Raw genomic sequence first — 19,669 nt, 5'->3', positions numbered from 1 at the left:
ACCGCCCCGCCTGCCGGGCTGCGGAGGCCCTGGGCGGGGCGGTGCGCGGTCACAGCTGGGTCTCGCTATCCAGGCCGCCGAGGGGGCCGGAGAACGCCTGGTGCCGGGCCACTTCGAGGGAGGGCACGCCTCCCTCACGCATCGCGTCGGCGAGGCCGAGACTGTCGGCGAGACCGGAGTGCAGGAACCCGAGGCGCAACAGGTCCTCGGTGTTCCGGTAGAACTCCTTCGCCCACGGCGAGACGCCAGAGAAGATCCGCATGGCGAACGTGTGCCGGACGATCCGGAGGCCGTTGTTTCCGGGCCAGGTGATCAGGGCGACGTCGCTGTAATCGTCGGCCCGGTCCCGGTCAAACTCGTCCGCGAGCCGGTCGTAGTCGACCCCGGTCGGGCCGCTCAAATCCGGGAGGTGGAACCAGTGCCCCGTGGCGTTGGCGTCTTCGGCGAAGACGGACACCTCCGGCTCGAAGCCCCACAGGCTGGCGACGATTCCCAAGCCGGCGCGGGGCCAGACGGTGTATTCCTCGCAGAAGTCGGCAAGTGCGTCGTGGATGGCGCGCTCACGGTCTTTGAGGTGGACGCCGACGGCGCGGTGTTCAGCGAGCCAGGTATTGAAGTCCGGCCCGCCTTCCACGGCGGGGTGGTCGGTGATCATCGGCCGCCTTCCTCTTCGTCTCCGTACAGGTCGCGCTTCAGGTCGTCCTCGAGGCGGTTCATGGCTTCGTCGGTCATGGGCTCGGTGGTGTGCAGGGCCCGCAGAAGCCCGACGCGGTGGGTGAGGAGCCGCAGCTCCTTGACCGCCCGCCAGAGGGCGGCGGAGTCGACCGTTACGGCTCCGCGTGCGGATACGGCGGCCTGCGCCAGGTGGTCGAGGTCGCCGCCCTGCAGGTAGCTGGATTCGGCGGTGATGTCCTGGTGGTGGAGCGCTTCGTCCTGCTCGCGGCGGTCATCGACGAACCAGGTGTAGAACAGCGCATTGAGGGCGCGTTCGCGCTGGCCGCCGTCGAGCTGGTCCCATGCGGCGCGGCCGGCTGCGGTGGCGGGGAAGCCGTCCGGGTGGCTACGGAGCAGCTTTGTCAGTGCCTGCTGGTACAGGGCGTCGAAGCCGCCGTCGTCGGACGCATGGAGCCCGGTGAGGGCAATGAGGTCGAAGTCGTCGAGGCTCACTGCTCACCGCCATCGACGTGGGTCTCGATCCATCGGGCGATGTCGTCGAAGGTCTCAGCCGGCTTGCCGGTGCCGAGCCCTACGAGGGCCCGCATGGAGATCTCGAACTCCGCAGCGTTGGCGGTTGCGGCGGCCGGGCTGGCACCGCGGGCGGCGAGGTACCTCTCGGCGACGAACGGGTCGGTGTCGGCCCACGGCGCGGGGATGCGGGTCTCCATCTCCACCATCAAGTCGACGGTGGCGGCGGCGATCTCATCGCCCTCCCCCAAGTCCGTCTCCTTGGCGATGGCGAGGAAGTTGGCGCGCTCGACCCAGTCCAGGGCCGGGCGGCCGGGGGTGTCGTCCCCGGCCGCCGACGGGTTGATGGGCTCGGTCATGCACTGGCCGCCTTGTCGAACTCTCCGGCTTCCGCGCGGTCGAACATCTGGACCATGTAGCGGAGGAGCTGGTCGCGCCGGGTGTCGTCGAGGCCGTCGGGCAGCACGATCCGACGGACGCGGATGCCGTCGACCAGTTCGTCGTCAGCCGCGCCGTAGAAGGCCGGGCGGGCGGCGTCGTCGGCGAACTCCGGCATGTCGGCGAGGGGCACGACGGTGGCGTTGTGCTCGGCGAGGAGGGCGTCCAGGTCGGGCGTGAGGGTCGACCCAGCGGTGAGTGTGGTGGTCACCTGTCCCCCTTGGTAATGGCCTCGAACTCGTCGGCGAACTTGTCGAGCTGGTCGAGGTGCGCGCGGACGGCGGCGATGCGCTGCCGCATCTGGGCGGGCGTGGCCACGACCCAGTCGCTGGTGCCGAAGTCGAGTTGCATGTCGGCCTGGCCGGTCTCGTCGTCCATGACGATCTGGGCGAGCAGGATCGGCTCGCCGCCAACGTGTCCGGCGACGTTGATGCTCAGCTCTTCGCTGGCGCAGGGGAACGTGCCGTGCTCGCCGCGCCGGCAGTAGGACGCGTGTCCGTCGCGCGTCTCCGGGGCGGGCTTGGGGGCGGGTTTGTCCTGGGGCCAGGTGCGACCGAGGGCGTCGCAGTGGTCGGGCTCGTGCCCGGCGGGGTTGTTGCAGATCAGGCGACCGCTGGGGTGCCGCTCGCCGCACGAGATGGAGATGACGGCGAAAGCGGCGGGGACGCCGGTCAGGCGGGCCGTGACGTCACGCTGCGCCTCGAGGTCGGCGACCGTGGTAGCCGCAGCCTCGGAGCGGAGGAACGGGCTGGAGATCCGTGCGTCAGCGTCCGCGAGGGCGTGCGCTGCGCCTATCGGATGGTTCATACTGGACTCGATTCACTCGTGCGCCCTTATGGCTTGTCGGTCCGCTGGGCGCGGGATGGGTGGTGTGGCCTCGGGTGTCGTGACCTGGGGCCACAGTCATGTGCGGGGCCGCTAGGCGGCCGTGGCGCGGGGCTCGGCGTCGGACCAGATCAGGACCCTGAGGCGGCTGACCTGCTCGTTGCTGAGCGGCGGCGCCTGGTCCACGACCTTCTTGACGTGGAGCCAGTACGCCTCGCCGGTCTTGTCGCCCCGGGCTGCTGCCTCAGCGGCTTTCGCCTCGGCGTTCATGCGGCTTCACGCTCGCGGGCAGCGAGGCGGCTCAGTGCCTTGTGGTAGGTGAGCGCGTTGCGGCCACGGGGCCGCCGCTCGTTGCGCTCCCACCTGAGGACAGCGGCCTGCGTGACCTCGCACGTCCGCGCCATCTCACTCTGGGTGATCCCGGAGTTCATTCGTAGCTCTCGGGCCCGGCCGCTCTCGATCCAGGCGCAGACCTCGGCGACGCGATCCGTTACTGACAATCGCTTCATGACAAGGACAGTACCTGAAAGTCTTTGCCGTGTCATCTCTGTCGTCACGTCCATCCAATGCCCTGACCTGGACAAGGGTTAGAGTCCGGTGACCGGGTCCATCAAATGACATAGAGGTGACACGTTTGCCACGGCAATGACGGTTGCCTAGGCTCGTGACATGGCACGACAGCCGAAAGACGTAAAGATCGCCGGGGCTTTCGTCACCCCGGGCGAGCGGGCGGCCTGGGTGCGCACCAGCGACGACACGGCCGTGCCTTCAAATATTCAGGCCCTTTTGCACCTGGACGAGCCCCCGGTTGCGGTCCAAATGGTCATCACGGTCGACGCCGGCGCCCGCGCGATCATCCGCGAGTTCGCCGTATCCCCCCGCGAACGCGATGTGCCGATCTCCACATCGCTGCTCCGCCGCATCCCGGTCGACTACCTGCTGCGCGTCGCCCTCGACCGAGCGTCGGTGAGCGTCAAGCGACGCCCCGATATTCACGAGGGTGCGTTCCAACTGCGCGGTGATCCCGAGCATCAAGCCTGGGTGAGCCCGGCACCTCCGAAGCCTGGCCGCGGGCACGAAGCGTCAGCTGACCGAGTTCAGCAGGCGGCCGACGTGTACAAGCAGGCCCTCGCCAGCGGCAGCCGGTCGCCAGGCATGGAAGTCGCCACCGCAATGGGGTACTCCCGCGCCACCGCTGCCCGAGACATCCGCCTAGCCCGCGAACGGGGCCTGCTCGCCGCCGCTGAGTCAGGGGAAAGTGCTGCCGAGGCGAAACTGCCTCCGCCATCCTCCGACGTCCTTGGCCCGGTATGGCAACGGTTCGGCGATCCCGACTCATGGGCGCCGATGGACGAGGTCCTCGCCGGGCCAATGGGGCTGCCGGTCGTCCATCCCGGCATCACGGGCGCTGCGGCACCCGACCCGGTACCGGACGCGAGCCGCCGCCGCGATGCCGAGCAGCGTCTCCGGCGGCCGAGCGCAGACGCTCAGAGCGACTCCGAAGACGAAGGCGGCGCCGACGAGGACGCCGGCGCCGCAGACGAATAGGCCAGCGGTCAGCCGGGCTGTTTCCATTCGACGTGGATCGTTTCCGGGTTGAAGTACGTCTTGTCAACGCCGGGCTTGAAGCCAGCCGGCCTGCCGCGCCGGGCGGGCAAAATCGTGACCGTCATGAGGGCGTCGAGGATCGCGCGCTTCTTGTCCAGGTGATACCCGGGCCACTCCTCATCGATCTTGTCCGCGTCGCCGAGCGGCACGGACGCGAGTACGGACAGCTGCGCCTGCGCGGCCATCTGCGCCTCCACCCGCTCCAGCCGCTTGCGGGTCAGCGCGGTGCCGTCGAGCATCTGCTGCCGGGTGATGAGGTCGGCGTCGTAGTCCTGCGTGTAGCCGTCCAGCTTGCCGCGTAGCGTGTTCGCGGTCGCCGCCAGGTCCTCGCGCACCTCGCCCTTGGGTGCGGGCGGCAGAAGGCGCTGTACTGCATCCGCCATGGACAAGCGCACCATGGCGAGGTGCTCGATGTAGGCGTCGAGGGGCGCAGCTACCCGGGTGACGTGCTTGGTGCTGGTCCTGCAGCGGTAGGTGGGCACGTGGGTGTGTCCGCTGCCCCTGCCGGAGGTGGAGCACCTGACGGTGTCCGTGCATTCGGGGGTGCCGCAGCGGTACAGGTTGGAGCCGAGCCAGACGCGCCCGTTGCCGGTGGTGGTGCGGCGCTCCGGGTTCTCCAGGACGGCCTTGGCCGCCCGCCACTTCTCCTCGGACACCAGCGGCGCCCAGCTGGCCCGGCCGACGATCTCGTCATAGTGCTCGATGAGCCCGGCGTTGCGTGGCCGCAGGAGCATCTTCCGCAGTTCCGCCGGCAGCCAGTCCCGGGATTCGGGCTCGCCGCGGGTGCCGTCTTCCTGCTTGTACCGGCGCGGCACAGTCCGGACGCCCTGGATCTTCAGGTGGCGGCAGATGGAGCGGAGGGAGTCGCCTGCGATGACGGCGTCCGTTGCCTGCTCCGCGTGCCATGCCTCGGAGCCGGGGGTGTTGACCGCGTCCGTGCCACAGGCGCACTCCCGTTCGGCATTGAAACCCTCGGTGGCGCCGCAGCTGGGGCACAGCAATGAGCGGGGGGTGACGCCGTCAGCTTCGTATCCGTAGGGGCGGGGGCCGCCGCGGTATTCGCCGGCGGCGAGGTTGTCGGCCTTGGCGTCGCGGACGCGCTCGCTGATCTGCTCACTCTCGTGCTGAGAGTCGATGGCGGCCCGCAGTGCGTCGCGCCGCCCGTCGGCGGTGGACAGGTCGTAGCGGCCTTGCTTGACCGTCTGGACTTCCAGCCCGCGCTCGGCGATCAGCCGGAAGAAGTCGAGTCCGTCGTCGAGGCGCCGGTAGAAGCGGGTGGGCGCGAGGGCGTAGGCGCCGTCGGCGTGACCGTCGCGGAGGAACGCGAGCATCTTGATGTAGTCCGGCCGTGGCTTGCCGGAATAGGCGCTGCGGTCGTCGTCGGTGAAGACAGCGACGATCTCGTCACCGTTCTTGGCGGCGAGGGCGCGGCATTGTTTGTCCTGGCGGTCTACGCCGTTCTGGCGGCCTTCGCGGTCGTCGGAGATGCGGCGGTAGACGACCATGCGGCGGCCGGGGGTGGGGTCCATCATGTGCGACAGCGTAAGGGGTAAAAACGTCACTTAGCTAGTCTTGACACATCGAAACCGCTGCCGCCCTTGGGGACGGAAGCCGGGCTGAGGCCGACGGTGAGTTTCTTCTGGGGCCAGGTCTCGCCGCTGTTGACGATGGCGGCACGGACCCGGTCGCGGCTCTCGAAGAGGCTCTTGTCGGGAAGGCCGACGAGCGTGAAGGCCGCGAGGCCGGGTTCGAGGTCGGCCTGGACCTCGACGGCGACGCCCTCGACGCCGACCAGGGCCACCGAGCACGTGCGGGCGAAACCCATCAGGCCACCCCCCGGACATGCTCGACGCGGGCGGCGCCGCGCTCGGGCAGCAGCACCGCGACGACATCGATCCGCACTCCGCCCGGTGGCGGGCCGCCATGGTCGGCGAGCCAGTGCTCGGCGAGGGCACGCAGGCGTTCGGCCTTGCGCGTGGTGACAGCGGCCAGGGGATGTTCGTATTCCCCCTCGCGACGGGTTTTGACCTCGCAGACGACCAGTGCGTCACCGTCCGAGGCGACGATGTCGATCTCGCCGCTCCGGCAGCGCCAGTTTCGTTCCACCACGGTCAGGCCGGCTTCGGCCAGCCGGCGGGCCGCCAGGTCCTCCCCGTAGCGGCCCAGTGCTCCTCGTGCGTTCATCCGTACCACCTCCGTCACCCACTGTGACGGAAGTTCGGCAAATCAGATGATCATGGACTCGCCCTGTGGATAACTACGGACAGCCCGCCCGTGGACCACGGGGGCAACTCGCGCCTCAGCCGTTGAAGCCGGAGTTGTCCGACGGCAGGTCGAGGTCAGCCTTGTTCAGCTCCTCGATGTTCACATCCTTGAACGTGAGCACCCGCACCTGCTTCACGAAGCGGGCCGGGCGGTACATGTCCCACACCCAGGCATCGGCCATGGAGACCTCGAAGAACACCTCACCCTGGACGGAGTGCACCTGCATTTCGTAGTCGTTGGTGAGGTAGAAGCGCCGTTCGGTCTCGATCACATACTTGAACAAGCCGACAACGTCGCGGTACTCCCGGTAGAGCTTCAGCTCCATCTCGGTCTCGTACTTTTCGAGGTCCTCGGCGCTCATGGCATGTTCCCCTTCAGCCGTACGTGCCCCCATTGTGCTTCAGTCACGCTCGGTCCCGAGGAGAATCGGCGACAGCGGGGGCCCTTCGTCGAGCAGCGTGCGCAGCAGCCCGGCGAGCCTGCTCGGATACACGGTCTCACGCGAGCGGAGAAGTTCCTCGCACGTCCACCATCGCAGCTCTGCGACGCTGCGCCGCTCCAGCGCCGTCTGGCCGCTGGGGTCCAGTTCCGTGACATCGGTACGCCCCAGGTAGTACCACTCGTCCTGGTCCCAGGCGCGGCCGTCGAAGTCGAAGGAACATGTGCGCTCCCACAACAGCTGCCCCAGCCGCACTGAGGTGATCCCGGTCTCCTCGGCGACCTCCCGGCGCGCCGCCTCCTCCAGGCTCTCGTCCTCCTCGACACCGCCGCCCGGAGTGAACCACCAGGTGGCCGTCGGGTCGGCGGGCTCGAAGCCGTGCAGCAGAAGAATCCGGTCGGCCGGATCCAGGAGCACCACCCGGGCCGCCCGCCGCCTCATCGCCTGCGCTCCAGCCGGCCGGCTACCGGGCCGTAGGCGGCGCCGCCGAGGATGAGAACCACGCCCGCCACAATCGCGACGGCCAGCCACTTGAGGGGCCCCGGTTGCGACACCCCGCCGGCCAGGGCCGCGAAGGCCGCGGGGCGGCCCACCCAGCCCGCCCGGGCCATCGGCCAGACGATGCCGTCCACCCGAGCGCTCACCGCGCTCCGCGGCACCGAGCCACGGTCCGCGTCAGTGAGGTGGACCCGGGAGTCCTCGGACGTAGCCCGGTTGTCGCCCAGCATGAAGAGGTTGCCCTTGGGGACGGTCACTCGGAAGCCGACCAGCGAGGCGGGCCCCTTCGGATCATTGAGATAGGGCTCAGAGACGGACTTGCCGTTGACCGTCAGGTGCCCCTGCTTGTCACAGCAGGCGATCTTGTCACCACCCACCCCGATCACCCGCTTGACGATGGGCACATTGCCCCACAGGGAGTCGGTGAAGACCACGACATCCCCTCGGCGCACATCGGCGCCGCCGATCCGCTGGGCGAGGATCTTGTCCCCCGCGTCGACCGTGGGGGTCATCGACCCCGTGGGCACGGTGTACGGCCGGTAGTCGACCAACCCCCAGCCGAATCCACCGAGGAACAGCAAACAGCCGAACGCGACAGCCAGCCCGGACAACCTGTGTCCGAGCCGGCCGCCTGCCGGGTGCGTCGCGCTTCGGGGCGCGGTGGTCACGGTCGCGCTCTTGGAGCTCATGGATCCGCACCCTACCTGCGGGTCCGAACCTCTGTAAGGTCCCTTTACCGGACCTTGTTGATCAGTCGCCCGTCTTTGTAGATCAGCCGCCGACGGCGCAGCATCACCAGCGGCAGCGCACCCGCCAGTCCGCCGACCACCGGCAGCTCGGCACCGGCCGCGTTGATGCCCGGCTGGTCGAAGGTGCTCGGGACGGGCAGCGTCGACCACCGGTTGACGGGCCAGGCGACCACAATGGCGCGCCCGACGACCTCATTGACCGAGACCGTGCCATTGCCCTTCAGATCCTGGTGGTAACGGGAGTCGAGCGAGTCCTGGCGGTGGTCGCCCATCACCCAGATCCGCCCCTTCGGCACCTTGATCGGACCGAACGGCTTGTCACCGCAAGGGGTGTTGCCGGGGTAGATGTACGGCTCGTTGAGCGCCTTGCCATTCACCGTGACCGGACCGGTGCCCTTGCACTCGACCGTGTCCCCGCCGACTGCGATGACCCGCTTGATCAGGTCCTTCTCCTCGGCGGACGGCATCAGGCCGATAAAGCTCAGGGCCGTCTGGATCGTGCTGGTCACCGGGTTGGAGTTGGCCGGGACCGTCTCGCCCAGCCAGCCACCGGGGTCGTGGAAGACGACGACCTCGCCGCGCGCCGGCTCCGAGCCGAACCACGGGGTGAGCTTGTCGACCAGAACGCGGTCGCCCTCCTGGAGGGTGTTCTCCATCGAGGCGGAGGGGATCGAGAAAGCCTGCACCAAAAATGTCTTGATCAGCAGCGCCAGAACGAGCGCGATTCCGATCAGGATCGGCAGTTCTTTCCAGAAGGAGCGCTGCTTCCTCTGGTGCTTGCCGCCGTCCCTCTCAGCTGACTCCGCATCAGGACCAGGGCCTGCCGCGTTGTCGGCCATCGCCTCGCCGGCCACCGCCTTGTCGACGGAGGCTTCCGAGGAGCCCTGCTCCTCGGGCTCTTCGCGCCCGGACCGTGCGCCGACCACCAGGTCCCCCACATCCACTCCTTACTCCGTGCTGCCGCCTGCGCCAGATGCGGCGCAGGCCCACCACTCCCATAACGAGCGGGAGTTCCGCAGGGGTCGGGAGTTGGACCAGTCCTTGCTGATTATTGGCCGTCTGCAGGGCCGTTGTCGCTTCGCCGCGCGCGGCGGCCACCGACTGGAACGTTGAGGGCTCCTTCAGTTGCGTCATGTGGCCCATGGGCCAGGCAATCACAAAGGCCCTGCCCACCACCAGGCCCTCCGGGATGGTGCCATTGCCGGCCTGGTCCATGTGGAAGCGCGAATCGGCCGAGTTGGAGCGGTGGTCGCCCATCACCCACAGCCGTCCCTTGGGCACCTGCACCGTGAACTTCTCCTGCGACGGCGGATTCCCCGCAAGGATGTACGAGGTCTCGGTGAGCGGCGTCCCGTTGACGGTGACCCGCCCCTGGGTGTCGCAGCACTTCACCGTGTCCCCGCCGACCGCGATGACCCGCTTGATCAGGTCGCCTTCCTTGTCCGACGGCAGCAGCCCGATGAAGGTCAGGAACTCCTTCACCTGTTTGATCACGACCGGGTCGTTCTTGGTCGACGGCTTCTCCTCGCCGTCCAGCCAGCCACCGGGATCCTTGAAGACCACCACATCGCCACGGTGCGGCTCCGAGCCGAACCAGGGCGTCAGCTTGTCGACCAGCACGCGGTCGCCGACCTGGATGGTCGCCTCCATCGATCCGGACGGGATGACAAAGGCCTGCAACAAGAAGGTCTTGAGCACCAGGGCGATCAGCAGTGCCACGACGATGAGAATCGGCACTTCCTTCGCTGCCCCGCGCCGTCGCTTCCGCTTGACCTTGCGTGCCAGCTTGCGCCGGTCGGCCCTGCCGCCGCCCCTGCGGGGCTCACGCACGGCGGACACGATGACCCCGTCGTCCAGCCAGCTCTCGTTCTCGTCATCCTGCGGCCGGCCGCGGCCACGGTTACCCACGAACACCCTCCAGGGTCCGCCAACGGCTCAACGGCCATACGATCCGCTCCGCCCGGCCGATCACCTCGTCGACCGGGACAGTACCGCCGCCGGGGTCGCCAAGGTGGTCGCGGGAGTCCCGGGAATCGTCACGGTGGTCACCCATCACCCACAACCTCCCCTCCGGCACCTCGATATCGAACCGTACCCGGGACGGAGCGTTTCCCGGGTAAAGGTATGGCTCGTTGATCGAACGGCCGTTGACCGTTATCCTGCCCCGCGCGTCGCAGCAGATGACCCGGTCCCCGCCGACGCCAACCACCCGCTTGATGAAGTCCGTGCCGCTCTTGTCCTGCACAAATGAGTCCTTGCCGTCGAACACGACGATGTCGCCGCGCTGCGGCGCACTGCCGAATCGGTACGCCAGCTTGTTCACCAGGACCCGGTCACCCACCGACAGGGTCTTCTCCATCGATCCACTCGGGATGAGATACGGCTGCGCCACGAAAACGTTCACCAAGAACACGATGAGCAAGCAGACACCGAACAGCAGACCGGCTTTCCCCCAACCGGGTACGCCGGAACGCGACGGCTCCTCTGCCACTTCTGTGGCGGGGGAGCCGTCGCGTTCCGGGGATCGCGCTGTGGTGTCCATCGGGCGCGAGCCTATACGGCCCGTTCGCGCCCGGCTGCCTGGACTCAGTTGTCGCGCTTCTCCTTGATCTTCGCGGCCTTGCCGCGGAGCTCACGGAGGTAGTACAGCTTCGCGCGGCGGACGTCACCGCGGGTCACGATCTCGATCTTCTCGACGATCGGGGTGTGCACCGGGAAGGTGCGCTCGACGCCGACACTGAAGCTGACCTTGCGGACCGTGAAGGTCTCACGGACACCCGAGCCCTGGCGGCGGATGACAACACCCTTGAACTGCTGCACACGGGAGCGGTTGCCCTCGATGACGCGCACATGGACGTTCACGGTGTCGCCGGGGCGGAACGCCGGGATGTCGGTGCGCAGGGAGGCGCCGTCGACGCTGTCGAGCAGGTTGGACATGATCGTCTGCTTTCCTCGCCAATGCCACAGGTCATCAGCGGAATCTAGTGATGAGATTACGGTGCCGCCGCGTCGGACGGGCGACGTTCCCCCTGTGGCAGGGGCGCACGCCGGACGTACAGCAACGGCTTATTCTTCCACGGCCCCCGCCGACCGCCCAAATCGGCCGTCCGCGCCCTCTTCCCAGCCCAGTTCGCCCAGCAGCCGGCGGTCGTACTTGTCCAACGCCTCCGGGTCGCAGCGCTCGACCAGGTCCGGACGGTTCTGCGAGGTCCGGCGCAGGGCCTCGTCCCGCCGCCAGCGGGCGACCTTCCCGTGGTGGCCGCTGAGCAGCACCTCGGGGATCTCCCGGCCGCGCCATTGCGGCGGCTTCGTGTAGACCGGGCCCTCCAGGAGGTTTGACATCGCGCCCGGCGCGAAAGAGTCGTCCTGGTGCGACTGGGCGTTGCCGAGCACTCCCGGCAGCAGCCGTGCCACGGCCTCGACGATGACGAGGACCGGGGCTTCACCACCGGCCAGGACGTAGTCGCCGATGGACACCTCCCGGACGTCGAGACGCTCCTCGTACTCCTCCATGACACGCCGGTCGATGCCCTCGTAGCGGGCGGGGGCGAAGACCAGCCACGGCTGCTCGGAGAGCTCCACGGCGAGCTCCTGGGTGAAGGGGATCCCACTGGGCGTCGGGACAACCAGAACAGGCTTGCCGTCGCCGGAGGCCAGCACCGAGTCCAGTGCCTCGCCCCATGGCTCGGGCTTCATGACCATGCCCGGCCCGCCGCCGTACGGGGTGTCGTCGACCGTGTTGTGCCGGTCGTGGGCCCACTCCCGAAGGTCATGGACGCGTACGTCCAGCTGCCCTCGCTGCCGCGCCTTGCCGACCAGCGAGACGCTCAAAGGCTCCAGATACTCCGGGAAGATCGTGACAACGTCGATGCGCATGGGCTTTGACCACTCCGTCCCGGCGACTATTGCGCCCCGGCCTCGTCCAGCAGGCCGGGCGGCGGGTCGATGACGGCCCGCTGCTCCGCCAGGTCGACCTCCGGGACGATCTCGGAGACGAACGGGATCATGACCTCACTGCCGTCCGGCCGCTTCACGATCAGCAGATCCTGGTACGGCAGATGGGAGATCTCGGCGATCCGGCCGACCACGGTGCCGTCGGTGGTCACCACGTCGAGGTCGATCAGCTGGTGATCGTAGAACTCCTCGGGGTCCTCCGGGGTCACCTCCGGGTCCACCTCGGCGATCAGCAGGATATTGCGCAGTGCCTCAGCGCCGCTGCGGTCCTTGACGCCCTCGAAGCGCAGCATGAGCCGGCCGCTGTGCACCCGCCCGGTCTCAATGGTGAGCGGGCCGGCCGACGCCGGGTCGGTGGCCAGTACGGCGCCCGGTGCGAGCCGCAGTTCCGGCTCGTCCGTGCGTACCTCCACCGAGACCTCGCCCTTGATGCCGTGGGCGCGGCCGATCCGTCCGACTACCAACTGCATCGCTGCGCTCCCCCTTCTGCGGCTAAACCGCCGCCGCTCTCGTGGACGGGGTGGCTCGCCGTTGGGATTTCTCCCCTTTTTGCGGCTAAACCCCCGCCGCTCTCGCGGAGGTGGTGGCTCGCCGTTGGGGTTTCTCAATTGATGGTTGCGGTCATTGTCTGTGGCAAGGGCCGGGGACGGCCCGAGGGCCGTGCCCCGGCCCTTGCCGGTGCTTCGTACGTCCCGGCCTCAGTGGGCCGCGTCATCCACATCGACGAGGTCGACACGGATGCCACGTCCGCCGATGGCGCCTACGACGGTGCGGAGGGCACGAGCGGTGCGGCCGTTGCGGCCGATCACCTTGCCGAGGTCTTCGGGGTGGACCCGGACCTCGAGAACCCGCCCGCGGCGCAGGGTGCGGGAAGCAACCTGCACGTCGTCGGGGTTGTCGACGATGCCCTTGACCAAGTGCTCGAGGGCCTCCTCGAGCATGCTCAGGCCTCGGTCGACTCGGCCGCGGCCTCGGGGGCCTCGGCTGCGTCATCGGCCTTTTTGTCGGCCTTCTTGGCCTTGGGGGTGATGGCCTCACCCTTCGGCCCGTCCGAGGCGTCACTGGCGGCGGCCTCGAAGAGGAGCCGCTTGTCGGCCTTCGGCTCGGCGACGAGCAGCGGCGCCGGGGCCGGCAGGCCCTTGTGCGCCTGCCAGTCGCCGGTGAGCTTGAGGATCGCCAGCACGGGCTCGGTCGGCTGCGCGCCGACGCTCAGCCAGTACTGCGCGCGCTCCGAGTCGACCTCGATGCGCGACGGGTTCTGCACCGGGTGGTACAGGCCGATCTCCTCGATGGCCCGGCCGTCACGGCGGGTACGGGAGTCGGCGACGACGATGCGGTAGTGAGGCGAACGGATCTTGCCCAGACGCTTCAGCTTGATCTTGACTGCCACTGGAGTGGGTTCTCCTGGTCTTGACGTGTTTGGGCACGACGGTGCACCACGTGGGGTTGTGGGTTCCGGTTGCCCGATGGACGCGTCAGCCGAAGGAGAGAGGGGTCCTGCACGGCTGCCGAGTGCTCAGCTGACCATTCTGCCATACGGCGGGGATGCCGCCTTACGCGTGGGGCCCGGTGGGGCAGCGCTGGGCTGCGGGCCCCTGATGCGGACAGGGAGCAATGGACGGGCTCAGGCAGCGCCTACGACCTCCGGAATACGAAATGGCGTGCCGCAGGCGCCGCAGACGATCGGCGCCTGGGCTAGAACGGACGGGACGACGCGGACATTGCGCCCGCAGTCGCATACCGCTTTCACTCTGACGCCGCCTCCGGACGACCCGTGCCTGGCGGCCGGCCCACGGAAGCTGCGTGTGGTGTCTGCGGCGGTCGCGACGGTGTGCGCCTTGAGCGCACGTTGCAACCGGTCGATAGTGGCGCGATAGCGCTTCTTGGTATCCGGACGAAGCCCGACCAAGGAGAAGCCACTGCTTGGGTGTGGCTCATCCGAATGGTCCAGGCCAAGCTCGTCGGCGATGGCCAGGAAGCGGCGGTTATGGTAGCGGCCGGCGCGCGAGGTGTCACGGATACCGCGAGCGGCGGCGATTCCGTGCACGGCCTCGTGCAACAGCCTTTCGAAGGAGAGCTCGGTGCCGCAGGCGGACGAGGACTCTCCGATCAGGGACTCGGGGGCGGCCAGATCCGGCAGCTCGGGGTGGTGCCTTTGAATGTCGGCCCACGCGACTGCCAGCTCGGCGGCGAGAACTGGTGGTGTCGTGCTCACGTCGTGACAACGAGCCAGGGGCCCCCGGTGTTCCGATTCCGGGCCATCCTAAATAATTTGCACTCAACGGTCAGTTCCGATTGATGCGCATGACTGAGGGCGGGTGCGGAGGACAGTGGAGAACCCGCGCACCCGCACCTAAGCCGGGACGTACCGCCGATTACGTGCGGCGCTTTCCAGCCAGCGCCTTTGTCCGTACGTGCCCGTACGTGCCCGTACGCGATGACGTACCCGATCAGTACGCCCGGGCGACGATCGCGAGCGTACCCGGCGCGTCGTCCGCGACCGGTACCGACCCGTCCTCGGCGACCAGGCACCGTACCGAGACGCTCTGCTCGGCGAGCTTCGCCTCGCCCTCCGGCCCCAGATCCGCCCACGGGATACGGGCCCAGCCGGTCGCCGCCGCTTCGGCCGCCTCGCCGATCGTGGCCACATCGACCGTGCGGGACTCACGACGCGCCCGGGACTCAGCCAGAAGCGTCGCCTGGTCCTCTTCGAGGACCTCTCCCAGCAGCGCCTCCAGCGCGTCGATGGCGACCGGCTCCTTGCCGCCCGGAATGCGGCGGGCCAACATCGCGGTGCCGCTCTCCAGGTCCCGCGGGCCGACCTCGACCCGTACGGGCACGCCCTTGAGCTCCCAGTCGACCGCCCGGCGGCCGAACGGTGTATCGGTGCGGGCGTCCACCTGCACCCGGAGGCCGGCCGCCTTCAGCCGCGCGCCGATCTCGTGCACCTTGGCGATCACGGCGTCGTCACCCTTGATCGCCAGGACGACGACCTGGACGGGCGCCAGCCGCGGCGGCACCCGCAGACCGTTGTCGTCGCCGTGCGACATGATCAGACCGCCGACCATCCGGGTCGACGTGCCCCACGACGTCTGCCAGACCAGCTCCTGCTTGCCCTCCGTGGAGAGGTACGAGGTGTTGAACGCCTTGGCGAAGTTCGTGCCCAGCTCATGGCTGGTGCCCATCTGCAGCGCCTTGCCGTCACCCATCATCCCCTCAAGGGTGAGGGTGTTGATCGCGCCGGCGAAGCGCTCCCTGGCGGTCTTGCGGCCCAGGACGACATCAATGCCCAGCACATTCACCATGAAGTCCGCGTAGACATCGGTGTGGATACGGGCGGCGTACTCGCGCGCGTCCTCGTACGTGGCGTGGGCGGTGTGGCCCTCCTGCCAGAGGAACTCCGTCGTACGGAGGAAGATACGGGGGCGCATCTCCCAGCGGACCACATTCGCCCACTGGTTGATCAGCAGCGGCAGATCGCGGTAGCTCTGCACCCACTTCGAGAAGTACTCATTGATGATCGTCTCGGAGGTCGGCCGGACAACCACCGGTTCCTCCAGCTCCTTGCCGCCGCCGTGTGTGACCACCGCGAGCTCAGGGGCGAAGCCCTCGACGTGGTCGGCCTCCCTGGTCAGGTACGACTGCGGGATGAAGAGCGGGAAGTACGCGTTCTGGGCACCCGCGTCCTTGATGCGGGCGTCCATCTCCTGTTGCATCCGCTCCCAGAGCGAGTATCCGTACGGCCGGATGACCATAGTGCCGCGCACCGGGCCGTTGTCGGCCAGCTCGGCCTTGTTGATCAGATCCTGGTACCAACGGGGGAAATCGTCCGCCCGGGGAGTGAGAACGGGAGCCTTTGCCATGGCCCAGATGTTACGGCCGCCTCCTGTGCAAGCGTGAATCGAGCGCGAAGGCGCTGTTCGAAGAGGGCGCGCGCCAGGCGCGCTGAACGATACCGGCGCAACCCCTGGACGCCACGGCAGAAGCGGAGTTGTCTGGTTTCGGGGGACATGCACGGCGCACACGGGGGCACACGGGTACGGCGACTCGGCTGATTGGGGCGGCTCTATGACTTCTCCTACGCTCGCACACGCACCGTTGGACCGGGCCCGCGCCAGGGCCCGGGACTGGGCCGAGATCCAGGAACGCATGCTCGTCCCGCTCTACGAAGCCGTGTACGACCGTCTGGAGGTCGGCCCCGCGACCCGTCTGCTCGGCCTGGGCTGCGGCTGCGGACTGGCACTGCTCATGGCGGCCGGCCGCGGTGCCGCCGTCTGCGGCTGCGATCCCGACGCGCACCGGCTCGCGCTGGCGCGCGAACGCCTGCTCCCCGAGCCCCGGTGGGGCGGCCCGTCCCACCACCGGGCGCGCCCGCTCCTGCTCCACGCCAACCCCGAGGACGTGGGCTCCGCCCCGTTCACCGTCGTCACCGCCCTCGACCCCGGGGGCATCCCCGCGCCTCCGGCGGGGCTGGCGACGGCGGCGAGCCTGGCCGAGCCCGGCAGCCCCGTCGTGCTGGCCGGCTGGGGGCCGTCCGAGCGGTGCGCCACCAGCCGGGTCCTGCGGATCGCCGCCCGGCTGGCCGAACCCCGCCGACCGGCCCCCCACGCCGGTCTCAGCCGCCGTGACGACCTGGAGGAGCTGGCAGTGGCGGCCGGGCTCCGCCCTGACGGTTCGGGGCGGGTGGCCTGTCCCTTCGGCTATCCCGACATGGACAGCGCGCTCCGCGGGCTCCTCTCCACCGGCCTGTTCGACGACGCGGTGGACGCCACCGACCAGCGGCAGGTGGAAAAGGAGCTGACCGAGGCGCTGCACGCCTACCGGCGGCCTGACGGGACCGTCCGCATGGAAAACGTCTTCCGTTATGTCATCGCGCGGGTGCCTCGACCAGCTTCTAATCCTCGCCCTTAATGTCCACCCGCACGATTCCCGCGGCGCGGTACGCCGCCGCCTCGTCCAGGGTTTCCGCCTCAAGCAGCGCCGCCGCGAGGGCATCCAGCTTGTCGCGATGCTCATCGAGCAGGCGGCAGGCCGTCCCGTAGCACTCCTCGACGATCCGCCGCATCTCGGCGTCGACCGCATCCAGCGTGCCGGGCGCGGCGGAGAGCCCGTAGGCCTGCTGGGCATCGCCCGGAATGGCGCTGATGGGGCCGATGCGCTTGCTCATGCCCCAGCGGCCGACCATGCCGCGTACGAGCCCGGTCACCTGCTCCAGGTCGTTCTCGGCGCCCGTCGTGACGACGCCGAAGACAACCTCCTCGGCCGCCATGCCGCCCAGCGCGCCGATGATGCGGCCCCGCAGATAGTCCTCGGTGAACGCGTAGCGGTCGGCGTCCGGGGTGGAGAGCGTCACGCCGAGGGCCCGCCCTCGCGGGACGATGGTGATCTTGCGGACGGGGTCGGCGCCCGGGTGGAGCATGCCGAGCAGCGCGTGTCCCGACTCGTGGTACGCGGTCCGCCGGCGCTCCGCCAGGGGCATGACGAGGGGGCGTTCGGCGCCGAGCTGGACCTTTTCCAGGGCATCGAAGAACTCGCTCTCCCCGACCTGCCGTTTCTGCCGCTTCACGGCGAGCAGCGCGGCCTCATTGGCGAGGTTGGCCAGTTCGGCGCCCGTCATGCCCGGGGTCGTACGGGCTACTTTCGCGAGGTCGACATCCGGTTCCAGCGGCACCTGGCGGGTGTGGATGCGCAGGATGGCCTCCCGTCCGGGCCGGTCGGGAGGGCTGACGGAGACCGTACGGTCGAAGCGGCCGGGCCGGGTGAGGGCGGGGTCCAGTACGTCCGGCCGGTTGGTGGCGGCCACTACGACGACGCCCTCCGAGCCCGAGAAGCCGTCCATTTCGGTAAGGATCTGATTGAGCGTCTGCTCGCGCTCGTCGTGGCCGCCCAGGCCGGCGCCGGGGCCCCGGATGCGTCCGATGGTGTCGATCTCGTCGATGAAGATGATCGCCGGGGCGACCTTACGGGCCTCCGAGAAGAGCTCCCGCACCCGGCCGGCGCCCACGCCGACGATCATCTCGATGAACTCGGACGCCGACGCGGAGAAGAACGGCACATCCGCCTCCCCCGCCACCGCCCGCGCCAGCAGTGTCTTGCCGGTTCCCGGCGGCCCCGCCAGCAGCACCCCGCGCGGCATCCGGGCGCCGAGCGCCCGGTAGGCCTCGGGCCGCTTGAGGAAGTCCACGACCTCGCTCAGTTCGGCCTCGACCTCGTCGATGCCGGCTACGTCCTCGAAGGTGGTCCGCCGCCCCTCCCCCGGCGCGACCGGCTTCGGCGGCGCCTTTCGGCCCAGCCCGCCCATGCCGCCCAGCCCCCCGGCCATGGCGCCGCGTATCCGCCGGGCGATGAAGATCCACAGCAGCACGAGCAGCAGCACCGGAGCCAGCGACAGCACCAGGTTGTAGAGGAAGCTGCGCTGCTGGACGACCGGCGCGGCGGTCACCGTCACGTTGTTCTTGGCCAGCGTGGCCCACAGGTTGTCGTTGGCGAAGACCGGGCGCTGGGTCTTGAACTGGGTGTACGTGCCGGTGCCGTCGCCTCGGGGGATGTTCTGCTGCTTCTTGAGCTCGCCCTCGATGGCGTCGCCCTTGGAGTAGATCCTCGAGACGTTGTTCGCGGCGAGCTGCCTGTCGAATTCCGTGTATGAGATCGTCGGCGTTCTGACGCCCGCGAAGAGCGACAGCACGATGTCCGTGATCAGGAACACCACCACCGCGGTCAGGATCATCCAGCCCCAGCCGCTCATCCGGCGGCGCGGCGGCCGCGGCGGAGCGGGCGGCGGGGCACCCTCCGAGCGCCACGGATCCTCGGGGCTCCGGCGGGGCGGCACAGGGTTGGTCATATGATAACGATACGGACACCCATTCTCGGCTGCCCGGCCGGTCAGCTGCCCGGCCACTCCTCCGCGGTAAGCGCGAAGCGCTCGTGGTCCCGCCAGGCCCCGTTCACGTACAGCATCCGCGGCGAGAAACCCTCGTGCCGGAAGCCCAGCCGCTTCGCCAGCGCGATCGACCGGTTGTTCTCGGGCTGCACATTGATCTCCAGCCGGTGCAGCTCCAGCCCCTCCGGGTAGCTCGCGAAGCAACGGCCGACGATCAGCCGCATGCCCTCGCTCATCCGGCCGGTCCCGGCGAACGGGAGATAGCTGTCATAGCCGAGCGTGGCATTGCCGAAGCGGCCGCGGACGATGTTCGCGACATTGCACTTGCCCGCGATGCCGAGTGTTTCGTCATCGATGATCAGAAAGGTGCGCAGGCCCGAGCTCTGCCGTCGTAGCAGCTCATGGAACCCGTCCGCCTCGACCGGATTCCACGCGCCGATGTGCTCTGCCGATCGCGCCACCGCCTCGGCGTACGGGACTGCGTCGGAGGTCTCGGGCGGGCGGATGTGGACGCGCATACCCACCATCATGCCGGGTGCCTGCGGCGCCTTGCGGGTCAGGGCCGAGCCCTTGCGATCTTCCCCAACTCCCGCCGCCCGCCGGGCGCACCCGGCAAGTCCCGGGCCGGCGGCCTACGACACGCCCGGCGCCCCGCGGACGAAAAAGTTCTCGCCGAGCCGGTGCCACGCGCGGGTCGTCCGGCGGGGCGGGGCGGTGGGAGCGATCACCCGTACGGCGGCGTGTCGTGGGGCGACCGGCAAAAGCGGAGCTCGTAACCCTCATGGCTGGCTTCGTTGATAAACCACCCCTGCCCTCCCGGGCCGGGGC

Annotated in this window: 26 protein-coding genes and 1 pseudogene; 2 read left to right on the top strand and 25 right to left on the bottom strand. The window is 69.0% G+C overall.

The genetic code is table 11. The features are described 5' to 3' along the window. Positions 1-49: 49 nt before the first annotated feature. The 7 genes from FCI23_RS10425 to FCI23_RS10400 form a co-directional block, all read right to left on the bottom strand. Entirely contained in the window at positions 50-655 is a 606-nt protein-coding gene (locus FCI23_RS10425; protein ID WP_136723196.1) for a hypothetical protein, read from the bottom strand. Next, complete coding sequence (locus FCI23_RS10420; RefSeq protein ID WP_136723195.1) at positions 652-1,167, bottom strand: hypothetical protein; 516 nt, start codon at positions 1,165-1,167, stop codon at positions 652-654. Before FCI23_RS10420 ends, FCI23_RS10425 begins: the two co-directional genes overlap by 4 nt. Beyond that, the gene (locus FCI23_RS10415; protein ID WP_136723194.1) at positions 1,164-1,544 is read right to left on the bottom strand and encodes a hypothetical protein; all 381 of its coding nucleotides are present in this window, start codon (positions 1,542-1,544) and stop codon (positions 1,164-1,166) included. The genes FCI23_RS10420 and FCI23_RS10415 overlap by 4 nt, the downstream gene beginning before the upstream one ends. After that, positions 1,541-1,834: a hypothetical protein gene (locus FCI23_RS10410; RefSeq protein WP_136723193.1), complete on the bottom strand. Its 294-nt coding sequence runs from the start codon at positions 1,832-1,834 to the stop codon at positions 1,541-1,543. Before FCI23_RS10410 ends, FCI23_RS10415 begins: the two co-directional genes overlap by 4 nt. Then, positions 1,831-2,430, bottom strand: coding sequence for a hypothetical protein (locus tag FCI23_RS10405; protein WP_136723192.1), 600 nt, complete (start codon positions 2,428-2,430; stop codon positions 1,831-1,833). The genes FCI23_RS10410 and FCI23_RS10405 overlap by 4 nt, the downstream gene beginning before the upstream one ends. Positions 2,431-2,541: 111 nt before the next feature. Further along, positions 2,542-2,718 carry a hypothetical protein gene (locus FCI23_RS56285; RefSeq protein WP_169316749.1) on the bottom strand — a complete coding sequence of 59 codons (177 nt, stop codon included), beginning with the start codon at positions 2,716-2,718 and terminating at the stop codon, positions 2,542-2,544. Beyond that, positions 2,715-2,957, bottom strand: coding sequence for a helix-turn-helix domain-containing protein (locus FCI23_RS10400; RefSeq protein WP_169316748.1), 243 nt, complete (start codon positions 2,955-2,957; stop codon positions 2,715-2,717). The genes FCI23_RS56285 and FCI23_RS10400 overlap by 4 nt, the downstream gene beginning before the upstream one ends. A gap of 160 nt (positions 2,958-3,117) precedes the next feature. Between FCI23_RS10400 and FCI23_RS10395 the strand changes: the two genes are divergently transcribed. Beyond that, complete coding sequence (locus FCI23_RS10395) at positions 3,118-3,996, top strand: hypothetical protein (RefSeq protein ID WP_136723190.1); 879 nt, start codon at positions 3,118-3,120, stop codon at positions 3,994-3,996. An 8-nt stretch (positions 3,997-4,004) separates the two neighbouring features. On the opposite strand, the gene FCI23_RS10390 is transcribed toward FCI23_RS10395, so the two are convergent. The 16 genes and pseudogenes from FCI23_RS10390 to proS form a co-directional block, all read right to left on the bottom strand. Next, positions 4,005-5,588, bottom strand: coding sequence for a recombinase family protein (locus FCI23_RS10390; RefSeq protein ID WP_136723189.1), 1,584 nt, complete (start codon positions 5,586-5,588; stop codon positions 4,005-4,007). Positions 5,589-5,629: 41 nt separating this feature from the next. Beyond that, a pseudogene (locus FCI23_RS10385) lies at positions 5,630-5,881 on the bottom strand (magnesium chelatase domain-containing protein); the annotation flags it as partial. Continuing rightward, positions 5,881-6,240, bottom strand: coding sequence for a YraN family protein (locus FCI23_RS10380; protein ID WP_136723188.1), 360 nt, complete (start codon positions 6,238-6,240; stop codon positions 5,881-5,883). The pseudogene FCI23_RS10385 and the gene FCI23_RS10380, both read right to left, overlap by 1 nt. Before the next feature lie 115 nt (positions 6,241-6,355). After that, positions 6,356-6,682 (bottom strand): DUF2469 domain-containing protein, encoded by a 327-nt coding sequence (locus FCI23_RS10375; RefSeq protein ID WP_136723187.1) that lies wholly within the window; start codon positions 6,680-6,682, stop codon positions 6,356-6,358. A gap of 39 nt (positions 6,683-6,721) precedes the next feature. After that, positions 6,722-7,201, bottom strand: coding sequence for an NUDIX hydrolase (locus FCI23_RS10370; protein WP_136723186.1), 480 nt, complete (start codon positions 7,199-7,201; stop codon positions 6,722-6,724). After that, positions 7,198-7,947: a signal peptidase I gene (gene lepB / locus FCI23_RS10365; protein WP_136723185.1), complete on the bottom strand. Its 750-nt coding sequence runs from the start codon at positions 7,945-7,947 to the stop codon at positions 7,198-7,200. Before lepB (FCI23_RS10365) ends, FCI23_RS10370 begins: the two co-directional genes overlap by 4 nt. 44 nt (positions 7,948-7,991) lie before the next feature. Further along, positions 7,992-8,846, bottom strand: coding sequence for a signal peptidase I (gene lepB, locus FCI23_RS10360; RefSeq protein ID WP_136723282.1), 855 nt, complete (start codon positions 8,844-8,846; stop codon positions 7,992-7,994). Continuing rightward, on the bottom strand, positions 8,815-9,915 hold the full coding sequence (gene lepB, locus FCI23_RS10355) for a signal peptidase I (RefSeq protein WP_407645943.1): 1,101 nt from the start codon (positions 9,913-9,915) through the stop codon (positions 8,815-8,817). The genes lepB (FCI23_RS10360) and lepB (FCI23_RS10355) overlap by 32 nt, the downstream gene beginning before the upstream one ends. Continuing rightward, a complete protein-coding gene (lepB, locus tag FCI23_RS10350; RefSeq protein WP_136723184.1) occupies positions 9,908-10,549 on the bottom strand; it encodes a signal peptidase I in 642 nt (213 codons plus the stop codon). The genes lepB (FCI23_RS10355) and lepB (FCI23_RS10350) overlap by 8 nt, the downstream gene beginning before the upstream one ends. 44 nt (positions 10,550-10,593) lie before the next feature. After that, positions 10,594-10,944, bottom strand: coding sequence for a 50S ribosomal protein L19 (gene rplS, locus FCI23_RS10345; RefSeq protein WP_136723183.1), 351 nt, complete (start codon positions 10,942-10,944; stop codon positions 10,594-10,596). 129 nt (positions 10,945-11,073) lie between these two features. Continuing rightward, entirely contained in the window at positions 11,074-11,883 is an 810-nt protein-coding gene (gene trmD / locus FCI23_RS10340; protein WP_136723182.1) for a tRNA (guanosine(37)-N1)-methyltransferase TrmD, read from the bottom strand. A gap of 26 nt (positions 11,884-11,909) precedes the next feature. Continuing rightward, the gene (gene rimM, locus FCI23_RS10335; protein WP_136723181.1) at positions 11,910-12,431 is read right to left on the bottom strand and encodes a ribosome maturation factor RimM; all 522 of its coding nucleotides are present in this window, start codon (positions 12,429-12,431) and stop codon (positions 11,910-11,912) included. Between the two features lie 228 nt (positions 12,432-12,659). Next, positions 12,660-12,902 (bottom strand): RNA-binding protein, encoded by a 243-nt coding sequence (locus FCI23_RS10330; RefSeq protein WP_136723180.1) that lies wholly within the window; start codon positions 12,900-12,902, stop codon positions 12,660-12,662. A gap of 2 nt (positions 12,903-12,904) precedes the next feature. Further along, the gene (rpsP, locus tag FCI23_RS10325; protein ID WP_136723179.1) at positions 12,905-13,351 is read right to left on the bottom strand and encodes a 30S ribosomal protein S16; all 447 of its coding nucleotides are present in this window, start codon (positions 13,349-13,351) and stop codon (positions 12,905-12,907) included. Positions 13,352-13,585: 234 nt separating this feature from the next. Next, entirely contained in the window at positions 13,586-14,176 is a 591-nt protein-coding gene (locus FCI23_RS10320) for a hypothetical protein (protein ID WP_136723178.1), read from the bottom strand. A 235-nt stretch (positions 14,177-14,411) separates the two neighbouring features. Beyond that, complete coding sequence (gene proS / locus FCI23_RS10315; RefSeq protein WP_136723177.1) at positions 14,412-15,824, bottom strand: proline--tRNA ligase; 1,413 nt, start codon at positions 15,822-15,824, stop codon at positions 14,412-14,414. A 205-nt stretch (positions 15,825-16,029) separates the two neighbouring features. Here proS and FCI23_RS10310 point away from each other — a divergent pair, with 205 nt between their 5' ends. Then, complete coding sequence (locus FCI23_RS10310; RefSeq protein ID WP_211265272.1) at positions 16,030-16,872, top strand: SAM-dependent methyltransferase; 843 nt, start codon at positions 16,030-16,032, stop codon at positions 16,870-16,872. Here FCI23_RS10310 and ftsH read toward each other — a convergent pair. Then, positions 16,856-18,802: an ATP-dependent zinc metalloprotease FtsH gene (ftsH, locus tag FCI23_RS10305; RefSeq protein ID WP_136723176.1), complete on the bottom strand. Its 1,947-nt coding sequence runs from the start codon at positions 18,800-18,802 to the stop codon at positions 16,856-16,858. The two genes, FCI23_RS10310 and ftsH, sit on opposite strands and share 17 nt — an antisense overlap. Positions 18,803-18,843: 41 nt before the next feature. Continuing rightward, the gene (locus tag FCI23_RS10300) at positions 18,844-19,359 is read right to left on the bottom strand and encodes a GNAT family N-acetyltransferase (RefSeq protein ID WP_246143616.1); all 516 of its coding nucleotides are present in this window, start codon (positions 19,357-19,359) and stop codon (positions 18,844-18,846) included. Between the last annotated feature and the right edge of the window lie 310 nt (positions 19,360-19,669).

Source organism: Actinacidiphila oryziradicis (assembly GCF_005047355.1).
Classification (GTDB): domain Bacteria; phylum Actinomycetota; class Actinomycetes; order Streptomycetales; family Streptomycetaceae; genus Actinacidiphila; species Actinacidiphila oryziradicis.
The sequence above is the reverse complement of the archived record's forward strand: the minus strand, read 5'-3'. Positions and strand labels throughout refer to the sequence as shown.